General features: G+C 34.8%; 13 protein-coding genes and 1 other RNA gene. 8 read left to right on the forward strand and 6 right to left on the reverse strand.

Features of this window, described 5'->3' with window-relative positions; genetic code table 11:
• Nucleotide 1: 1 nt before the first annotated feature.
• Complete coding sequence (locus tag C1Y58_RS06170) at nt 2–433, reverse strand: RrF2 family transcriptional regulator (RefSeq protein WP_105615142.1); 432 nt, start codon at nt 431–433, stop codon at nt 2–4.
• Nucleotides 434–782: 349 nt separating this feature from the next.
• On the opposite strand from C1Y58_RS06170, the gene C1Y58_RS06175 reads away from it, so the two are divergent.
• Nucleotides 783–2,042 carry an MFS transporter gene (locus tag C1Y58_RS06175; protein ID WP_105615143.1) on the forward strand — a complete coding sequence of 420 codons (1,260 nt, stop codon included), beginning with the start codon at nt 783–785 and terminating at the stop codon, nt 2,040–2,042.
• Nucleotides 2,043–2,096: 54 nt separating this feature from the next.
• Here the strand turns inward: C1Y58_RS06175 and lspA are convergent, their stop codons facing one another.
• Nucleotides 2,097–2,561, reverse strand: coding sequence for a signal peptidase II (lspA, locus tag C1Y58_RS06180; RefSeq protein WP_105615144.1), 465 nt, complete (start codon nt 2,559–2,561; stop codon nt 2,097–2,099).
• A 145-nt stretch (nt 2,562–2,706) separates the two neighbouring features.
• On the opposite strand from lspA, the gene C1Y58_RS06185 reads away from it, so the two are divergent.
• Nucleotides 2,707–4,251 (forward strand): putative polysaccharide biosynthesis protein, encoded by a 1,545-nt coding sequence (locus C1Y58_RS06185; RefSeq protein ID WP_105615145.1) that lies wholly within the window; start codon nt 2,707–2,709, stop codon nt 4,249–4,251.
• 42 nt (nt 4,252–4,293) lie between these two features.
• Here C1Y58_RS06185 and metA read toward each other — a convergent pair whose 3' ends face one another.
• Nucleotides 4,294–5,202, reverse strand: coding sequence for a homoserine O-acetyltransferase MetA (metA, locus tag C1Y58_RS06190; protein WP_105615146.1), 909 nt, complete (start codon nt 5,200–5,202; stop codon nt 4,294–4,296).
• Nucleotides 5,203–5,700: 498 nt separating this feature from the next.
• Between metA and C1Y58_RS06195 the strand changes: the two genes are divergently transcribed.
• Both C1Y58_RS06195 and C1Y58_RS06200 read left to right on the forward strand, forming a co-directional pair.
• The gene (locus C1Y58_RS06195; RefSeq protein ID WP_157949981.1) at nt 5,701–6,144 is read left to right on the forward strand and encodes an Hsp20/alpha crystallin family protein; all 444 of its coding nucleotides are present in this window, start codon (nt 5,701–5,703) and stop codon (nt 6,142–6,144) included.
• Between the two features lie 181 nt (nt 6,145–6,325).
• Entirely contained in the window at nt 6,326–7,156 is an 831-nt protein-coding gene (locus tag C1Y58_RS06200) for a YihY/virulence factor BrkB family protein (RefSeq protein ID WP_105615148.1), read from the forward strand.
• Between the two features lie 213 nt (nt 7,157–7,369).
• Here the strand turns inward: C1Y58_RS06200 and C1Y58_RS06205 are convergent, their stop codons facing one another.
• Nucleotides 7,370–9,850 carry a SpoIID/LytB domain-containing protein gene (locus tag C1Y58_RS06205; RefSeq protein ID WP_105615149.1) on the reverse strand — a complete coding sequence of 827 codons (2,481 nt, stop codon included), beginning with the start codon at nt 9,848–9,850 and terminating at the stop codon, nt 7,370–7,372.
• 537 nt (nt 9,851–10,387) lie between these two features.
• Between C1Y58_RS06205 and gltB the strand changes: the two genes are divergently transcribed.
• On the forward strand, nt 10,388–14,932 hold the full coding sequence (gltB, locus tag C1Y58_RS06210) for a glutamate synthase large subunit (RefSeq protein ID WP_105615150.1): 4,545 nt from the start codon (nt 10,388–10,390) through the stop codon (nt 14,930–14,932).
• 11 nt (nt 14,933–14,943) lie between these two features.
• Entirely contained in the window at nt 14,944–16,410 is a 1,467-nt protein-coding gene (locus tag C1Y58_RS06215; protein ID WP_105615151.1) for a glutamate synthase subunit beta, read from the forward strand.
• 150 nt (nt 16,411–16,560) lie between these two features.
• On the opposite strand, the gene C1Y58_RS06220 is transcribed toward C1Y58_RS06215, so the two are convergent.
• Together C1Y58_RS06220 and ssrS are read right to left on the reverse strand one after the other, a co-directional pair.
• Complete coding sequence (locus tag C1Y58_RS06220; RefSeq protein ID WP_105615152.1) at nt 16,561–17,631, reverse strand: HD-GYP domain-containing protein; 1,071 nt, start codon at nt 17,629–17,631, stop codon at nt 16,561–16,563.
• Nucleotides 17,632–17,863: 232 nt separating this feature from the next.
• Nucleotides 17,864–18,055: non-coding RNA, 6S RNA (gene ssrS / locus C1Y58_RS06225), on the reverse strand.
• Between the two features lie 118 nt (nt 18,056–18,173).
• Between ssrS and C1Y58_RS06230 the strand changes: the two genes are divergently transcribed.
• Together C1Y58_RS06230 and C1Y58_RS06235 are read left to right on the forward strand one after the other, a co-directional pair.
• The gene (locus C1Y58_RS06230) at nt 18,174–18,797 is read left to right on the forward strand and encodes a transcriptional regulator CcpN (protein WP_105615153.1); all 624 of its coding nucleotides are present in this window, start codon (nt 18,174–18,176) and stop codon (nt 18,795–18,797) included.
• 194 nt (nt 18,798–18,991) lie between these two features.
• Nucleotides 18,992–19,693: a cytochrome c biogenesis CcdA family protein gene (locus C1Y58_RS06235; protein ID WP_105615154.1), complete on the forward strand. Its 702-nt coding sequence runs from the start codon at nt 18,992–18,994 to the stop codon at nt 19,691–19,693.
• Nucleotides 19,694–19,910 lie beyond the last annotated feature (217 nt).

The following is a 19,910-nucleotide window of genomic DNA, read 5'->3' on the forward strand; positions in this document are numbered from 1 at the left end:
TTTATTCACTCTCCTTTAAACCATTATAATCATCAACCATATCTTGTAACGTTATATTATTAACAACATCATTGATACTATCACTAATTTTTTTCCAAACATATTTCGTTACACAATAGTCTTGCTCACAACATTCCTTTTCATCATTAACAAGGACACAGTCAACAGGATTTAGTGACCCCTCCAAAGCTCTTAATACGTCACCAACAGATATTTGTTTTGGTGGTAGAGCAAGGGAATAACCACCTTGTGCTCCCCTTGTACTTTTAACTAATTTTTGCTTTTTTAGTAGTGCGACTAATTGCTCTAAATAACTCTCACTTAGATCTTGTCGCTCTGCTATTTGCTTGATTGAACAATTACCTTTGTCATACATTATTGCTAATTCTAACATAGCTCGTAAGCCATATCTCCCTTTTGTTGATAACTTCAAGGTACATCACCTCAAATCCTACTGATTCACTAGGTTTTTTCTATAGTACAGATTATCACTTTAGTTTATCCTTGTCAATGCTAATTTAAAAAATTCCTAGCATTTTTATAGGAATTAAAGTTTACAAAAAAATTTTTGAACCTCTCTTATGCATTATACCCGTAAAATACCTCTTCATTTCAGTACTTTTATGAAAATCCAAGCTAGATTTCCGTATTTTCCCTTAGCCAACTATCCATTCATCTCTTTTCATGATATAATTGAGATTAACGAACAAAAGTAGCTGCGCTACATCTTCTTATAGAAGTTTGTGCGTTAGGAGAGACAAAACCTATATGGAGGTGCTTTGATGTCGAAACTGACTAAGCAAGAAAAAAGTTGGATACTTTACGACTGTGGGAACTCGGCCTACTCACTAGCTATTACGACTGCAATCTTACCCATCTTTTACAAATCAACAATTGCTGCAGATATCAGCAATGCCCAATCAACAGCTTATTGGGGCTACACCAATACAATCGCTATAATCCTAGTTGCTATTTTGGCTCCCATTCTGGGAACAATTGCAGATTACAAAGGATTTAAGAAGAAATTTTTTACTGTCTTCATGCTTATTGGAATTATTGCAACTGCAGCCTTAGGTACTTTAGGACAAGGTGATGTAATGGCATGCCTGATTATATACGCTTTCACCGTTTTAGGCTTCTCTGGAACTAATGTATTTTATGATTCATTTTTGGTGGATGTAGCGAAGGACGATAATATCGATAAAGTATCTGCCTATGGTTTTGCATTTGGGTACATCGCAAGTATATTGCCCTTTATTTTATGTCTTGCCATTATAATGGTCCCTTCACTTGTAGGTCTAACCACATTGAATGCTACCCGAGCTTCATTTATTATTGTTGCCTTATGGTGGGCCTTACTATCTATCCCAATGGTGAAGAATGTGAAACAAGTTCATTATGTTGATAGGGAACCGGCTCCTATTAAAAATAGTTTCATTAGGCTTTTCAATACCTTTAGCGAAATAAGACAATATAAAGTGGCAGCGATTTTCTTATTAGCTTACTTCTTCTATATCGATGGTGTTCATACGATTATTAGAATGTCCACTGTTTACGGTTCCGACATAGGCATCAGTGATGATACAATGCTAATCGTATTATTAGTAACACAAATTGTTGCATTTCCAAGTGCCATTTTGTTTGCAAAGTTTGCTAAAAAGACATCAACTAAATTCATGCTGATGTATGGTATTATTCTGTATACGATTATAACCATATTTGCTTATTTTATGTCCAAAGAGATACATTTCTGGATTTTAGGTATCCTTGTTGGAACAGCCCAGGGTGGTATTCAAGCATTAAGTCGATCAGCATATGGTAAGCTAATCCCTAAAGAGAATTCCGCAAAATATTTTGGACTTTACAATATTCTAGGTAAAGCTTCAGCAGCCTTAGGTCCTTTCTTAATTGGATTCATAGCACAAATGACCAATAACTCACGCTTTGGCATTTTAAGTTTAATCATTCTCTTTATTATCGGAGGAGCTATTCTATCAAGAATTCCTATTGATAGTCCCATGACTCAGAAAAATACTAATTAATAATAAAGGTACAAGATGCCATAAACAAGGGTCTTGTACCTTTTATTCATATGATTAAAAACTCTGTTTTACCAATCCATTTGTTAGCTCTGCGATTAAAACAATGAAACACCCTAAAAAAATAAACATATCTGCTAGATTGAAAACAATGCGAGGATACCACTTGAAAGCAAAGAAATCTGTCACCTCTCCATGTTTCATTCGATCGTACAAGTTCCCTAAACCTCCCCCGAAAAGCATCCCAATCCCCAGTTTTCCAGTAAGAGTGATATTTTTAGATACAATCAATGGTAAAATAAGTATCAAAGCTAGTATAGCAGCTCCAATATTTAGCCCCTTAACAATGTGGGGTTTTTGCTTTAGCTTACCCAGCATTAACCCTTTATTTTTCATTAATTTAAACTGTATGATATCTCCTATACCCTTCGGTGTATTATCAGAAGTTAACTTCTTTTCCATGTGCACCTTGGTCCATCGATCAAGGACAAATGAAACACCTGCTGTAATGATACTGATCATCTATTCATCTCCTACCTTTCCTTCTACTATAAACTTATCATAAATTCGTCCTTTTGAGAATATTAATTTGTACTAGACAACATATATATAATTATACGAAGATGATTAAAGAACTAATCCAATATTATTTCAGTAGGTGATTGCAATGAGAAGGAATTCGTTAATTGGTGGAGCTATTATCTTAACAATAGCTGGTTTCATCACACGAATATTAGGTTTTGTTTACCGTGTATACATATCCAATTTGATTGGTTCAGAAGGTATGGGACTTTTTCAGTTAATCTTCCCTGTTTATCTCTTATGCCATACAGTCTGTGCCTCTGGCTCTTTTATAGCCATCTCTAAAATAATAGCTGAAGAAAATGCAAAAAGACAACATGGTAACATGCGAAAAGCACTCAAGATTGGTGCTACTCTCTCCTTAGTCGCTAGTATAGCCGTTAGTGGATGTCTCTTTATAGGTGCTGATTTCATTGGAACGACACTTCTCAGTGATGAAAGAACAGTTATCGCATTGCGTGTTTTATCCTTTACCATACCATTCTCTGTATTAAACAGCTGTTTTAAGGCTTATTTTTATGGTACAAAAGAGATGCATGTTCCAGCAACATCACAAGTCATTGAGCAAGTATCACGTATGGGGATCATTTATTTAATTTCAGGTTTATTTATCCCTAAAGGTCTTACATATGCTTGTATCATGGCTGTAATTGGCACTGGTGTTGGTGAAGTTGTTTCCTTCAGTCATGTCTATCTCTCCTATAAACATCATACGAGAAAGAAAAAACTTAAACACTATCAAATACACCCCTCATTATCGACAGGAGCTTTGCTTTCATCAATGTTTGCAGTGATCATACCTTTAACATCAAGTCGTACGATCACAACATTATTAATGAGTTATGAGAATATTATTATCCCAACCAAACTAGAAGCATTTGGATTGACAAGTGGAGCTGCCATGAGCTTATACGGTGAGCTAACCGGTATGGCATTACCTTTAATCATGTTTCCTTCTTTACTCACTAATGCTTTGTCAATGTCTTTGCTACCAACAATTTCTGAAGCTTCAGCTGTAAAAAACTCTAAGAAAATATGCATAACCATATCGAAAGCTTTACAGTTCACTGCAATAATTGGTATCGGAAGTACTTGTTTATTCATGACCTTCCCTCATGAGCTTGGTATCACTTTTTATAACCAACCTAACGTAGGTACTTTGCTTTCATTGTTAGCATTCATGTGTCCATTTATCTACATTCAATCTACATTTGGTGGAATCTTGAATGGACTAGGCTTACAAAAAGTTGCTTTTATCAACAATCTAGTAGGTACTTCAATAAGGATTAGTTTTATCGTATTTCTAGTACCCAAATATGGGATAAATGCTGTCTTAATAGGTTTTACATTAAGTTTCATTATTGTATCTTCATTGAACATACGAAAAGTTCTTAGGGTAGCCGTTGTTAACTTCCAGGCAATAAACTGGCTCCTTAAACCGACTTTGGCTGCTTTAGCAGCAGGTTTAACATCAAATTATGTTGCGAAACACTATATTTATCCTTACTACAGCATGACTGTAAGCCTCATCCTTGGTATTGGTATTCTTTGTTTGATTTACATAGCTTTTATCCTCTTATTAGGATGTATCAAAAAAGAGGATATCGATATTGTCAAGCATTCACTATAAAACAAAAAAACGCCCACCAGGGCGTTTCTTTATGAATAGATGTTATTCCCACTTATAAGGTGTATTTTGATAGACATAGTAATTGAGCCAGTTAGAGAATAATAAGTTAGAATGACCCCTCCAAGTAATTAAAGGTCTCTTATTTACATCACCCCCCGGAAAATAGTTTTTTGGTTTTTGAATGTTTAATCCTTTTTGTACATCACGTTCATATTCATGCTTCAATGTATCTATTTCATACTCTGAATGTCCTGTAACAAAAACATATTTCATATCTCTTGAAGCTACAATGTAAACTCCAGCTTCTTCAGATTCAGAAAAGATTAATAAATTTTCATGTTGAAGGACATCCTCCCGTTTTATTTCAGTATGTCTGGAGTGAGGTGCGTAGAAAGTTTCATCAAAACCTCTTGTTAACTGATAATTACCAACCTTTACACGGTGATTGAATATACCAAACATTTTTTCATCAAGGGGGTATTTGGGGATTCCATAATGATAATATAACCCAGCTTGAGCTCCCCAACAGATATGCATAGTGGATGTAACATTTGTTTTAGTCCATTCCATGATTTCCATTAACTCGTTCCAGTATGTAACTTGCTCAAACTCAAGGTGTTCAATAGGTGCACCAGTTATGATCATACCATCAAATTTCTTATGTTTAATGTCATCAAATGTTTGATAGAAAGCCCCTAAATGTTCCTTAGATGTGTTTTTAGAAGTATGGCTAACAGGATGAATCAAGGATACTTCAACTTGTAAAGGTGAATTTCCTAATAATCTGAGTAACTGTACCTCAGTATCTTCTTTTATTGGCATTAAGTTTAGAATAACAACCTTTAACTCACGAATATCCTGATGCACAGCACGGTTCTCATCCATAACAAAAATTCGTTCTTCACGTAATATTTCCTCTGCCGGTAAACTGTTAGGTATCTTAATCGGCATCTACTCACCTCTATCCCTGGATTTGAATTATTATACCACAGGCTTGATGGACTGTCATCTAAATTTTCTGCCTATTTTTTGTCTAGCATATTTTTTCTCTTCTTTTATAGTTCTGTGTAACTTATTAAATGAACTATGATAGATCATTTAAGTCCCTATAAATAACAGAAAATATGTGAATGGTTCTATGGAGCAATGCACCAAGGACGATGAGCCTGGCTGTCTAAGACATGGAAGTCTTTCAAGCCAGCGTAATAGTATCCTTTGCATACTTGACTCTACAATGATTTACTAATCCTTAATTTTTATGTATATCAAAATAATGACAAGCCTTTATTTGAAGAATTTGTAAGCAAAATTAAGTATTTTAACTATAATATGTAGTAAAGATGTATCATAGAACTTTTTACTCTTATTTTATGTAATATCAAACTTGATTATATGTTTTGTTTGTATTATTATATAAATATAATAACAAATTATTTAGGAGGTGTTTCAATGTTTGATATATCACCTTATAGAAGAGGACGCCATTGCAATTGGCATAATGTTGATGAACTCTTTTACGATGATTTTTTTAGAATGGATGAAAAATTCTTACCACCTTTTTACGGCTCTCATAAATTGAAAGCTGACATTAGAGAAACAGAAGATGCATTTGAAGTTGAAATTGATGTTCCTGGTATGACAAAAGATGATATTACTTTGCGTTATGAGCAAAAAACATTAATTATAGAAGGTAAACGTGACTTCAAAAAAGACATTAAAGAAGAAAACTATATAAGACGTGAACGTTCTTATGGATCTTTCGTTAGAGCATTTTACTTTGATCACGTTAATGAAGAAGCTATATCAGCATCCTTCCAAGATGGTGTTTTACTTGTTCAATTACCAAAATTACCATCTACAAAACCATCAAAAAGACATATTAATATCGACTAATCTTCAGTATATCAAGCCCCATCTCACCAAATCATAATTGGTGAGATAGGGCTAATATATTTTTTTCGCGTATTTTCTTTGAATTTTGGTTAATAATTATGTATAATAAAGTAAAGTCAAAAAATTGGTTAATTTTAGTAAATGAATAACATTCATTATTATTAATCCAGGAGGAAAAGACGTGTTACGTTATTTAGTATTAGACATGATTAAACGCATTAAAGATGATGAGATCACCGCGTATGCTGCTCAAATTACATATTATTTGATTTTATCCATATTCCCATTTATGATCTTTTTTATTACAATTTTAGGCCGAACAAACATTATAGCTACTGGTATAGAAGGTTTAACCAATATGATGAGTTTTGTACCAGAAGAAATATCAGATCTCTTGGACCAAGTCTTAAGGGAAATAACCAATAAACAATCCGATACATTAGTATCTCTATCTATTATCATTACCATTTATTCAGCTTCTCGTGGCGTGCGAGCTATCATGAGAGGAATGAATAAAGCTTATAAGACAAGAGAAACAAGAGGTATTGTTCAAAAGTTTTTCATATCCTTTATCTACACCATTGGTTTGGCTTTAGTTATTGTAGCTGCACTAGCACTCGTTGTTTTTGGTACTATTCTTGGGCAGATGCTATTCGAGTGGTTAGGTATTGAAGAACTGTATAGACAAATGTGGGATTTTTTCCGTATAGGCGTCCCTGTATTACTTATGTTAGTCATACTACTCTTTATTTATCGTGCCACACCAAATGTTAAATTGACTTTTAAACAAGTAATTCCTGGTGCCATCTTTTCAACTTTAGGGAGTTTTATTGCCAGTGGTATCTTTTCATTCTATGTGAATCATTTCGCCGACTATTCGGTAGTCTATGGAAGTATTGGTAGTATTATTATCTTGTTATTATGGATATATATCATCAGCATTGTACTAATATTGGGTGGTGAGCTTAATGCATCTATAAAAGTATATCAAGATAAAATTCAAACGGATTAAAAACAATATAAATGAATATGTAAAGCCCATGATGATGTAAATAACAAATGATCATGGGCTTTTTTATAGTGTAAGAAAGTACTGCGTTTTGCTCGCAAGGTACCATACTTTCTTGCACATACTTGAAACGTGACGTTAGTCACTTTTCTTATAACTTAATTATACGTATATAAAGATTTCTATCGCATCATAGAGCACTTTATATGTTTAAGACTAAAATATAGGCTCTATCTTAATGCCTTGATAAAAATGCTCTAATATAGATTGATAATTGTATCCTAGATCCACCATCCCTTTTACCCCATTCTGACTCATCCCAACACCGTGTCCATAGCCACCTCCAATAAACTTAATCTCAATTAAGTTACCTTGATCATCTTTTACTTTTTCTAGACTATAAAATGCACTTGGCATAACACTATAGTTGTCTTTAATCACATCATTTTGAAGGTAAAGTTTGATGGATTCTTCTCCTTCAATATATTGAACTGGGCGAATCAACTTTCTAATATGATACTCTGTGGATACTTTAACAGTACGTTCAGATCCTTCAACAATCATTTCCATGATATTTCCGCCCTCACCTCTCTTATAGACATTGACATCAATCAACTCGCCAACACCATCTATATAGTTTGACCTGAAAATACTATTTTCATCTAATGTCCGGACTAAATGAGGCTTTGACTCATACAGATCTTTCAAATTGTAATTAATACTTGCTTCTATCTCTTCTCTACTCATTGTCACATTCCATCTGTACCAAGTGAAACTTTCATCATAAGCATCTACTTGATCTGTGGAAATAAATTGATAAAAAACTTCTTCGTCTGTAAGATCACTATTAAAATCCGTTGAGTACTGAGCTGCAGCTGATAGGTATGTGGGTGTATTTTGTGGAAATTGCCCTGTAGAACTATTCGCCCAGACATCTCCTGAATTAGCCGTGTAGCCACAGGAAGTTGAAAAGAAATTAGCGCTAACCACACTTTCTCCACTCTTTAAACCTAGACCTTTCGTCTCCTCTACAGCTGTAATTGATGTTTCATTCTCTGGAATATTATTATACACCTGGCAATTGACGCTATCATCAACATGAGCACCATATCGATAGTAACGATTACCGTACATTTGATTGTAAGCATAACTTCTCGCTGTTATGGCTTGAACTTTTGATGCTTCTACGCCATAGGAAGAAGGCATCTCACTAGGTACAACTGCATATAGATATTCTTCTATAGGTAATTCATTGACAATGCTATAACCTTCATCCTGCTTTGCAACCTCAATTATTCCCCTATAGCTTGGTTGACGATAAGTCTCACCATATCCACGGTCAATTGTTATGACCTTTATCCGGTCACTGTCATTTTTAGGATAAATACTAACGCGTTTGTCACCAATAGCCATTCCATCTCCACCAATAATGACTGTATCATTTGCGGCAAACTCCTTTATTTCGTTACCTGATTCTAAAAGAAAAGGTCCATCGCAAGTAACTTTTACTTCCCCATGAACGAGACCTTTAAATCCAGTACTATTAAGAGCTACTCGAATCTTCTCTAAATGAGGCTTTACATTCATGATGACACCACATACTTTTTTGTCCTCAATAATAAAAGTTGATGTATTGGAGCCAACGAGTAAATCTGATTTACCAAGCCATCTTACTTGTCCATTATAGTTACTATATATCTTAGCCTCTTCTGCAAATTCATAACTTTTATGTGCTAACTCTATTTCGTCACTATTTACCCTTTTAATAACTCCTTGATCTTTTTCTTCTTTAACAGATAGTTCTTTAACTGTACCTTGGTCATCTATAAAATCTACAATGCTGCCTACGCTAACATCTGTTTCTAAATCTAATAGAAGCTTTCGACTACTACCTCCCAAGAAAAGAGTGATTTCTTCATTATTAATAGCTGATACATATGCGTTCGTTACAAGTGGCAATTCCTCAAGAATCCCCTCAACAAATAAGATCTTATTGCCATTGGCTATAAAAATAGCTTCTTTGTCAATAAAACCATCTAAGGATAATCCTCCAAAATCATAGATTCCTTTGTCTGTTGCAACTTGCCAAGGTCCCAATTGTTCATCAGTTAACTGGGTTGAATAGACAAAGAGTTGACTTGCTGAAACTTGGATATTTTCCTGATTAACCTGGATTAACTCCGTATATAAAGCTATGAATGCATCATATGAGATAGGGTCACTTGTTTTTAAATCATAGCCCGTCATGTCAAACCCATTATAATCTTCACATACTCGGCTAAATAATTCTTTCGCCTCTATTTCAGTTAGTAACCCATAAGGATTAAAAACATCTTCATCACTTAACATCCACCCATTAGCTATAGCCACATTAACATAGTAGAAATACCAATCTTCTTCCGAACAGTCTTTAAAATTTATGTAGGTATCCATAGTTAATAACTCTGAATAATCATAGAAAGTTAAAGCCATTGCCTTCGCTGCCAACCCCCTCGTTATTGCATAATCAGGAACTTCAAGTATGGTATCTTCCTTTCCTTCCCCTACAGTCTGCCCCTCTTTTGCATCACCAATTATCAAAGGGTTTCCTGACTCATCTCCTATTCCCTTTTGCTGAGCTAGATCTCCTATTAATAAAAGAGATAGATAAAATATTGCTATACAAGCACATATAACGTACACAATTTTTTTGACCATTCAATCCCCTCCTATCTCCATCTTCTATCTTTTTTATCCCAAATTATTCACAATGATTCATTAATGTTTTGAACTTCTAAGCATCCTAACCATTTCAAGATAAACCTTTAGGCGCAATCTTAATATGGTAATAACACTGATAAATTCAGAATCAATACGTATCATCATTGTTTATCATAAATAATTTGTGTTTACTTAATTATATTGGACATGTTATTATTTTAGCACTAACATTACAAAAAAATCAATTTTCTTAAAATTTGCAAATATTCACAATCATAAATTCATTTCATATCTACTACAAATTGACAAATTAATCTTATTTAGACTTTATGAGTCTATTAAATCATGGGACTTTCATGCCTATCATGAAAAATACATAAAAAATCTAAAATGAAATTTTATTTTTTATGAATTCATTGTATTGAATTGTCTAACAATTTGTGTTATACTTTTGATTCAAATGAAGAATTTAGAACTTTACTAAGCGAAAGTGTATTTAACCCGAGGGTCAATATAGAGATAGGAGGAAGGAATATGTTTAAGTCTTACGGATTGCCTGAAAAACAAGGTTTATACGATCCCCAATTTGAAAAAGATAGTTGTGGAGTAGGCTTTGTTGCTCAAATGAAAGGTAAGAAATCACATAAGATAATAAAAGATGGTTTGCAAGTTCTCATTAACTTAACCCACCGTGGTGCCGTTGGCGCTGATGCAAGAACTGGGGATGGTGCAGGAATTCTCATTCAGATTCCTCACAAATTTTTATGCAAAAAGACAAAAGAACTCGGTTACTCTCTTCCGAATGAAGGTCAATATGCTGTTGGTATGATTTTTTTACCACAAGAGCCGAATGCTAGATGGTACTGTGAAGGGGTCTTTGAAAAAATTTTAAAGCAAGAAGGTCTTACCTTATTAGGCTGGCGTGATGTTCCACTTAATGAAAAAGCCTGTGGTCTAACAGCCAGCGGTACTCGTCCAACAGTTCATCAAATTTTTATTGCAAAAGATCGCTATTCTAATGAGGATTTTGAGAAGAAATTATACATAGTGAGAAAGCTCGTAGAAAATGAAATACGAAGTAAGAAAAAACCTTATACAGAAAGTTTCTACGTTTGTAGTTTATCCTCCAAGACAATGATCTACAAAGGTCAATTGTTAGCACATCAAATTGAAGAATTCTATCCTGAACTTAGCGACAAGGACATGGTATCTGCTATCGCCCTTGTTCATCAGCGTTATTCTACAAATACATTCCCTTCATGGGATAGGGCTCAACCATTTCGTTATTTAGCCCATAATGGTGAGATTAACACATTAAGAGGGAATGTTAACTGGATGAATGCAAGAGAAGGGGTTCTTGCCTCTTCCGATGTTTTAGCAGAAGATATTCAAAAGATATTCCCTATCGTTGAACCTAATGGTAGTGATTCTCAGAGTCTAGATAATGCACTAGAGCTTTTAGTTGCTTCTGGCAAATCCATGGCTCATGCAATCAGTATGCTTATCCCAGAAGCTTGGCAAGAAAATAGCGGCATGGATGAAGATAAAAAGGCTTTTTATGAATACCATGCAGGTTTAATGGAACCTTGGGATGGACCAGCTGCTATTGCTTTTACAGATGGTATTCAAATTGGAGCCACTCTTGATCGTAACGGTCTTAGACCTGCTCGTTATCTTGTTACAGATGATGACATGGTTGTTCTTGCTTCCGAAACAGGTGTATTACCTTTTGAAAGTAATAAAGTTAAATTGAAAGGTCGTCTGCAACCGGGTAAAATGTTCCTTATTGATACAAAGGAAGGACGTATTATTGCCGATGATGAGATTAAATCATCATTAGCAAAGGCCCATGATTACAAACAATGGATTGCAAAAAATAAATTAACTGTTGATGATCTCCCTGTACCTCATGAACCTGCAATACTGAGTAGAGATCAATTATTAAAGAGACAGATTATTTTTGGTTATTCAGAAGAAGAATTAAAACGTATCATTGCACCCATGGCTGAAGATGGCAAGGAAGCAATTGGTTCAATGGGTAATGATGCTTCATTAGCTGTACTATCCAATCAACCACAACTTCTATATACTTATTTCAAGCAATTATTTGCTCAAGTAACCAATCCACCTATTGACCCTATTCGGGAAAAACTGGTTATGTCACTGAATCAGTTCATAGGTGATAGAGGAAATATTCTCAATCAATTAAATAAAAAGTATAACCGTAAGTTTATAGAAATTGATCAACCTATTTTAGACACAGTATCTTTTGAAAAAATCCGTCATATTGAATCAAAAGATTTTAGACCTGTTAAGATACCAATGACCTTTGAATCAGCTAGTAGTGGCCAAGGATTAGAAGAAGCCTTACAGCGTCTTTGCAGACGTACTGTTGAAAACATTGAGCAAGGCTATAACATCATCATCCTTAGTGATCGATTTATAGATCGCTATAATGCTCCAATACCAAGTCTTTTAGCTCTATCATGTGTTCATCATCACCTAATAGAAAAGAAACTTCGTACAAAGGTAGATTTAATTGTAGAGACTGGTGATGCGAGAGATGTTATGCATATGGCCCTATTAATTGGTTATGGTGCAACAGCCATTAACCCCTATGTTGCCTTTGATAGTATTCATCACTTATTAAAGAGTAAATTGTACATTAATAAAGATCTAACTGAAGATGAAGCATTTAAAAACTACGTTAAAGCTCTTGGTAATGGCTTATTAAAAATTCTATCCAAAATGGGTATCTGTACACTACAAAGTTATAATGGCGCGCAGATCTTTGAAGCTATTGGTTTAAGTACAAAGGTAGTTGATCAGTACTTCCCCGGCACTCCATCAAGAATTGATGGTATTGACTTAGATATAATTGCTAAAGAGGTTGTTATCCGTCATGAAGAAGCTTACGACCAATTGAGAAATCCCTACAATGGATTATCAATTGGTGGCGAGATCCATTGGCGCAAATCAGGAGAGAATCATCTCTTTAATCCTGAAACAATCTACAAACTTCAACATAGTTGCCGCACCAATGACTATGAATTATACAAAGAATATGCTGGACTTATTAATGATCAATCTAAAAAATTAGGTACTATCCGTGGTTTATTAAAATTCAAGAAATGTGAACCTATTCCAATTGAAGATGTAGAACCTATTGAAAATATTCTTACACGCTTTGCAACAGGTGCTATGTCCTTTGGATCTCTAAGCAGAGAAGCTCATGAAACGTTAGCTATTGCAATGAATCGTATTGGTGGTAAGAGTAACTCCGGAGAAGGTGGTGAGGATCGTCATCGTTATCTCACTGATGCCAATGGCGATTTAAGACGTAGTGCAATCAAGCAAGTTGCCTCTGGCCGTTTTGGTGTGACAACAGAATATCTTGTCAATGCTGAAGAATTGCAAATTAAAATGGCTCAAGGTGCAAAACCAGGTGAAGGTGGTCACCTCCCAGGTCACAAAGTAAGCAAGGAGATTGCAAAAGTAAGACATTCAACACCAGGAATCGACTTAATATCACCACCACCTCATCACGACATCTACTCTATTGAAGATTTAGCCCAATTAATCTTTGATCTGAAGAATGTCAATCAAGAAGCACGTATCAATGTTAAGCTTGTTTCTGAAGTAGGCGTTGGGACTGTAGCTGCTGGTGTTGCAAAAGGGCATGCTGATGTGGTCTTAATCAGTGGTCATGATGGTGGTACAGGTGCTTCTCCTGTCAGCTCAATCAAATATGCTGGTATCCCTTGGGAACTAGGTTTAGCTGAAACGCAACAGACATTATTGATGAATGACCTAAGAAGTCGAATTACTGTTCAAGCAGATGGGCAAATGAAGACCGGTCGTGATGTAGCCATTGCTACATTATTAGGAGCTGAAGAGTTTGGATTTGCTACTGCTGCTCTAATTGTAAGTGGTTGTATCATGATGCGGAAATGTCAGAAAAATACCTGTCCTGTTGGTGTTGCTACACAAGATCCTGAGTTAAGAAAACTCTTTAAAGGAAAACCAGAGCATTTGATTAATTACTTTACGTTTATTGCATCAGAATTAAGAGAAATAATGGCTTCCTTAGGTATTAAAACAGTTGAAGAAATGGTAGGTCGTGTAGATTTATTAGAAGCCAACAATTCTAATCGCCATTGGAAGACTAAGCAACTTGATTTAAGTACAATCCTCTATCGTCCTGAATTACCAGCACGTATTCAACCTCGCAAGATTTATGATCAAGATCATGGTTTAGATACAATTTTAGATCGTAGTCTTGTTGAAGACTATCGTTCTTTATCACAGCGTAAGAAAAAAGTTGAAGGCAACTATCCTATTATGAACACAGACCGTTCAGTTGGTGCTATGCTTAGTGGGCAGGTCTCAATAGATCATGGCTCTGACGGTTTACCTGAGGATACACTTCAATTTGCTTTCAAAGGTTCTGCTGGGCAAAGCTTTGGTGCCTTTGGTGCTAAGGGAATAACCTTTATATTAGAAGGAGACGCCAATGATTATCTAGGAAAAGGATTATCTGGGGCTAAAATTATCGTATCACCGCCAAGTGATTCAACCTTCAAACCTGATGAGAACATCATTGTTGGTAATACCCTTTTATATGGCGCAACATCCGGTGAGGTTTATATCAATGGTGTCGCCGGAGAACGATTCGCTGTTAGAAACAGTGGTGCTACCGCCGTTGTAGAAGGTGTTGGAGATCATGGCTGTGAATACATGACTGGAGGTAAAACGCTCATTCTTGGCAAAACAGGTCGAAACTTTGGAGCTGGTATGAGTGGCGGTGTAGCTTATATATACGATGAAGACGGTACTTTCGTTACTGATCAATTAAACACAGGTATTGTTAACCCTGAAGCTCTCGAAGCTAAGGATCAAGAACTTGTTAAAGAGCTTGTAACAAACCACAGAAAATATACTAACAGTGAAAAGGCTGAGAAAATACTTAATGATTTTGATAGCGCAGTAACTAAGTTTGTTAAAATCATTTCACCAGCATATAAGGCAATTATTGAATCTAATCAAACTGAAGAAGCTGCAGCAGTCGCAGGATTATAGGAGGTGATAAAATGGGAAAAATCACTGGATTTAAAGAAATAGAAAGAAAAGTTGGTACTTATAAAGCACCAGAAGATCGTGTCAAGAACTATGAAGATATCTATGCGCCTCTAACTCCTGAGGAAGTAGAGCAACAAGCTGCTAGGTGTATGGACTGCGGTGTTCCATTTTGCACCTACTCTTGTCCATTAGCTAACAATATTCCTGATTATAATGATCTCATTTACAATCATCAATGGGAGAAAGCTTTACAGATCTTACATTCTACAAATAATTTCCCTGAGTTCACAGGTAAAATCTGTCCAGCTTTATGTGAATCAGGATGTGTACTTGGTATAAATCAAGCCCCAATCACGTGTAAGCAAATTGAATTAGCGATCATTGAAAAAGGTTGGGCTGAAGGTTGGGTTGTACCTCAACCTCCAGCAACACGAACAGGCAAGAAGATTGCCATTATTGGGTCTGGTCCTTCAGGTTTAGCAGCCGCTCAGCAACTTGCTCGAGCTGGTCATAAGGTGACTGTATTTGAACGTTCACCTAAGCCAGGTGGTCTTCTACGTTACGGTATTCCTGATTATAAATTACCAAAATTCTATGTAGATAGACGTGTTGAACAGATGGTAGATGAAGGTGTCAACTTTAAATGCAATACCCATGTAGGGTTAGATATCCCTGTAGAAGTGTTGAAGAAAAAATATGATGTTATCTGCTTAACTGGCGGATCAAGCAAGCCAAGAGATCTTGATGTACACGGACGCCGTTTGAAAGGCATCGAATTTGCCATGGATTTTCTTCCTCAACAGAATAAAATGAACGATGGTATGGAAATACCTTTAGAGGAACAAATTAATGCCGCTGGTAAGAATGTTGTTGTTATCGGTGGTGGTGATACAGGTTCTGACTGTGTTGGTACTGCTATTCGTCAGGGAGCTCAAAATGTAACACAATTAGAACTGATGCCTATGCCACCAAGTGAACGCTCTGAATTTCATCCTTGGCCCACATACCCTCTCATTTTACGTACGTCTACGTCACATGATGAAGCAACTTATAAATATGGCCATGATATACGTAACTATGCCATAGCTACAAAATACTTCTCTGGTGAAAATGGAAAAGTGACAAAACTCCATTGCGTTAAGTTAGAATGGAGCAAACCAGATAAGAATGGTAGAAGAACTTTTAAGGAAATACCAAAAAGCGAATTTACTATTGATGCTGATCTCGTTCTTTTTGCTATGGGATTCTTACATCCCGAACAAAAGGGATTACTTACTGATCTCGGTGTAGAATTTGATCAGCGAGGAAATGTTCTTACAGATGATAATTATCAAACAAGTGAACCTAATATCTTTTCAGCTGGTGACATGCGACGGGGCCAATCCTTAGTTGTATGGTCTATATCAGAAGGGCGAAAACTTGCCCACTGCGTAGATGAACACCTCATGGGTAAAACTTATTTACAAACTGCTTTATAAATTAAATTGAGGAACACAAAAGCCATAACCTTCAAGCAGGTTATGGCTTCTTCTATGTCTTATATGATTTTTCTCATTAGTAAAAATTAATTTCTCACACTAAGTTGAATAGGGTTTATATGACATATATAGTTAATTCAACTTAGAAATTCACCTGTTAATAACTTCTATAATTTTAATATGTAAGTTTTGTAGTTCTCCCATATCGAAATCATATGGTTGACGTACTATTTTATGGTTATTATCTCTTAGGACTTTAATAACAGGTCTTGAACAGTATTTTGGAAGAATTGATACCACAATTCCTTCATGACCATTGCTCAATTTCACTGAAGTACCTATTGGATATGGCGCAACATGATCAGTAAATATAAGAACTAAATCAGCATCAAAGTGTGTACCACTATGCTCGATTATATATGCCACCGCCTCATGAGCTGGAATTCCTTTTCGGTATATCCTATCGGCAGTCAAAGCATCAAAAACATCGCATATGGCAATTATACGGCCATTTAAGCTAATTTCTTTACCTTTTAAACCTTTTGGATATCCAGCACCATCAAAGCGCTCATGATGTTCTAAAGCACAATTAATTATATGTTCATTTACTTGAAAGATATTCTTCAGAAGCTCTGCTCCAAAATCCGGATGCTCCTTAATTATATCCATCTCATGGGGGGTAAGTTTATCTTTTTTGTTAAGGACTTCGATATCAATAAATTTCTTACCTATATCGTGCATCATTGCTCCAAATCCTAGTTCATAAAGTCTCTCTTGGCTTAACCCATAGTGAATACCAATGACAACTGAAAGTACTGTTACATTCACAGAATGCTCAAATGTATAATTATCATAAGTTTTTAAATCATATAAATTTATTACAAGAGCATCATTGCTCATCAATTGCTCAACTATTTTATAAACAACTTCAGTTATCTCCCTTTTTGCCCGATCATATTGATCGGTTACAAAGGTATCTTTGATTATATCTTTCGCACGTCTTCGTATTTCATCTGTTACGACGTCTTTTGCTTCTTCATTATCAATAGTAATTTCTTCTACTACTATATATAATCCTTGGTATCCTAAATCAACTATTCTTTTAATATTGGACACTGTAAGCTGATGCCCCTTGTTTAAAAGAACGTTATGACTATGGTCATAGAGAGTCTTACCTAGCACCATTCCTTCTGTGAGAACATTGGCAGGTACAAATCTCATACATTTTTCTCCTTTGTTATTCCATGAGTAGAATAAAGACTACATGTATTGCTGTCCACTTTAATTATATAATAAATATAAGTTTTTTTCAATAATATATTAATTATCCTATTTTATGCACCAAAGCTGCATACTTCTTGGATTCCACCAATTACTAGACCGCATTCTTTCAGCATAAAATACCTCTTTTCTGCACTAAAAAAAGAGGTTTAATAACCTCTTTCATTTTCATAAACAGCCCGAAATGCCGGTCCTGCATTTTGACACCTAGCTCTACGCTAGGTGGGTGTTCGCATCTACATCTTTGCCTTCCTCCGCCCAAAGGGAATTAACTTGAGGCCTGACATCAATGCAAGTCATGTAGAACTCCCGTTTTTGTCATGTAGGTTCAAAATAACAGGTTTATCGTACATTTCAGGAACTTTTCATTTATTATGTTGCTATTATAACGCAAATAAAATAATATTTCAAGTTTTTTTTCCTTTAATATTTAACGATTTATTGCTATAATATGTGTAAGACCCCTATAGGTAGGTGAATATATGAAGTTTACAGAGCGACAGGAAAATATTATAACAATTGTAAAATCCAACCAACCTATTACTGGAACGGATATTGCAAATGAACTTGGCTATTCTAAATCAACCATCCGATCCGATCTTAGTCTTTTGACCCATACTGGTGTTTTAGATGCAAAACCCAAAGTAGGTTATATAATAAATACGGACAAACAGTCAAACACAGTCAACATGAAACTTTTCGAAACAACAGTAAAGGATATAAAATCCAAAGCCGTTTGCGTCAAAGAGAATATTTCACTCCATGATGCTGTTATTCAAATCTTTTTAAATGATGCAGGTACTGTTTTTGTTACCAATGAACAAGACTATTTATGCGGTGTTGTATCTCGTAAAGATTTTCTAAAAAGTATTTTAGGTAATGTGGATATTAATCAAGTACCCGTTAGTGTTATTATGACCCGAATGCCCAATATTATTATTACTAATGATCAGGAATCTATTGTCGATGCAGCCAAAAAAATCATTCAACACAAAATAGATGCTCTCCCTGTTGTAGAAGAAATAGAACCTAATTCTTTTAAAATAACAGGACGAATATCTAAGACAACTTTATCAAAATTATTTGTTCAACTTACAGAACTCTAGACATAATACTTAACCCATAATTAAGTTCAATGTAAGTTGAATTTAATCCATTTAATAACCTATTATTATAATAATACAATCATACAATATATATCTAAATTTATGATAATTAAAACTAAATTTTGTTTTTCTTACATACACTATTTTAAGTATATTATTATTGATTGAGACTATACTAAAATTGAGGTGAATTTATGTTAATTCAAAATGATTTAACTTTATTTGTGGTATTTGTAGAAGGTTTATTATCTTTCCTTTCACCATGTATACTACCACTCATACCCGTATATATTAGTTATTTAGCAGGAGCTACTATAGATGAAATTCAACATGATCAATCTTTAAGGCGTACCATGTTGTTAAATTCCTTTGGATTCATATTAGGGATCTCTACAGTCTTCATTATTCTTGGAGCTGGTGCTTCTTCCATAGGAAGTTTCTTTGTTACATATGATGTTCTATTTAGAAAAGTTGGTGCCATCATCATCATTATTTTTGGTCTCTTTTCAACTGGAATACTGAAAATTAACTTCTTGAACTATGAAAGACGACTTAATGTGAAGAATAAGTCGCCAAAGTTCATTAATGCTTTTCTACTAGGAGCAACATTCAGTTTTGGATGGACACCCTGTATAGGTCCAATTTTGGGTTCTGTTCTCCTGCTAGCTAGTACATCTAGTACAACTGAAGCTATGTTTATGCTATTGGTTTATTCTATAGGTATGACAATTCCTTTCTTTTTGACAACCCTTCTTGTTGGGAGGGCTATGCGTCAATTTAAGAAAGTCTACAAATACTTTAATACGATTAAAATCATTAGCGGCGTTCTATTAATTATCATGGGTATAGCTATGTACTTTGATTGGCTTAGATTCTTTACAAGTATTAGTTATTAATAAAAGATCCACTAGGAATTTGAGTTCTAGTGGTTTTTTAACTTATTTCTTCTTTATACTTCTCGAATTGATATAATACACAAATATTCTAATTGATATGTACCAATTCAGATTATTTTTTATAAAATTACACTTTATATATTGCATAAAAGAGTAATAATGTGTATTATATATCATATAATTAATAAATAGTACGTATTATTTAATTCTATATGAG

This window comes from Vallitalea okinawensis (assembly GCF_002964605.1).
Taxonomy (GTDB): domain Bacteria; phylum Bacillota; class Clostridia; order Lachnospirales; family PQDH01; genus Vallitalea_A; species Vallitalea_A okinawensis.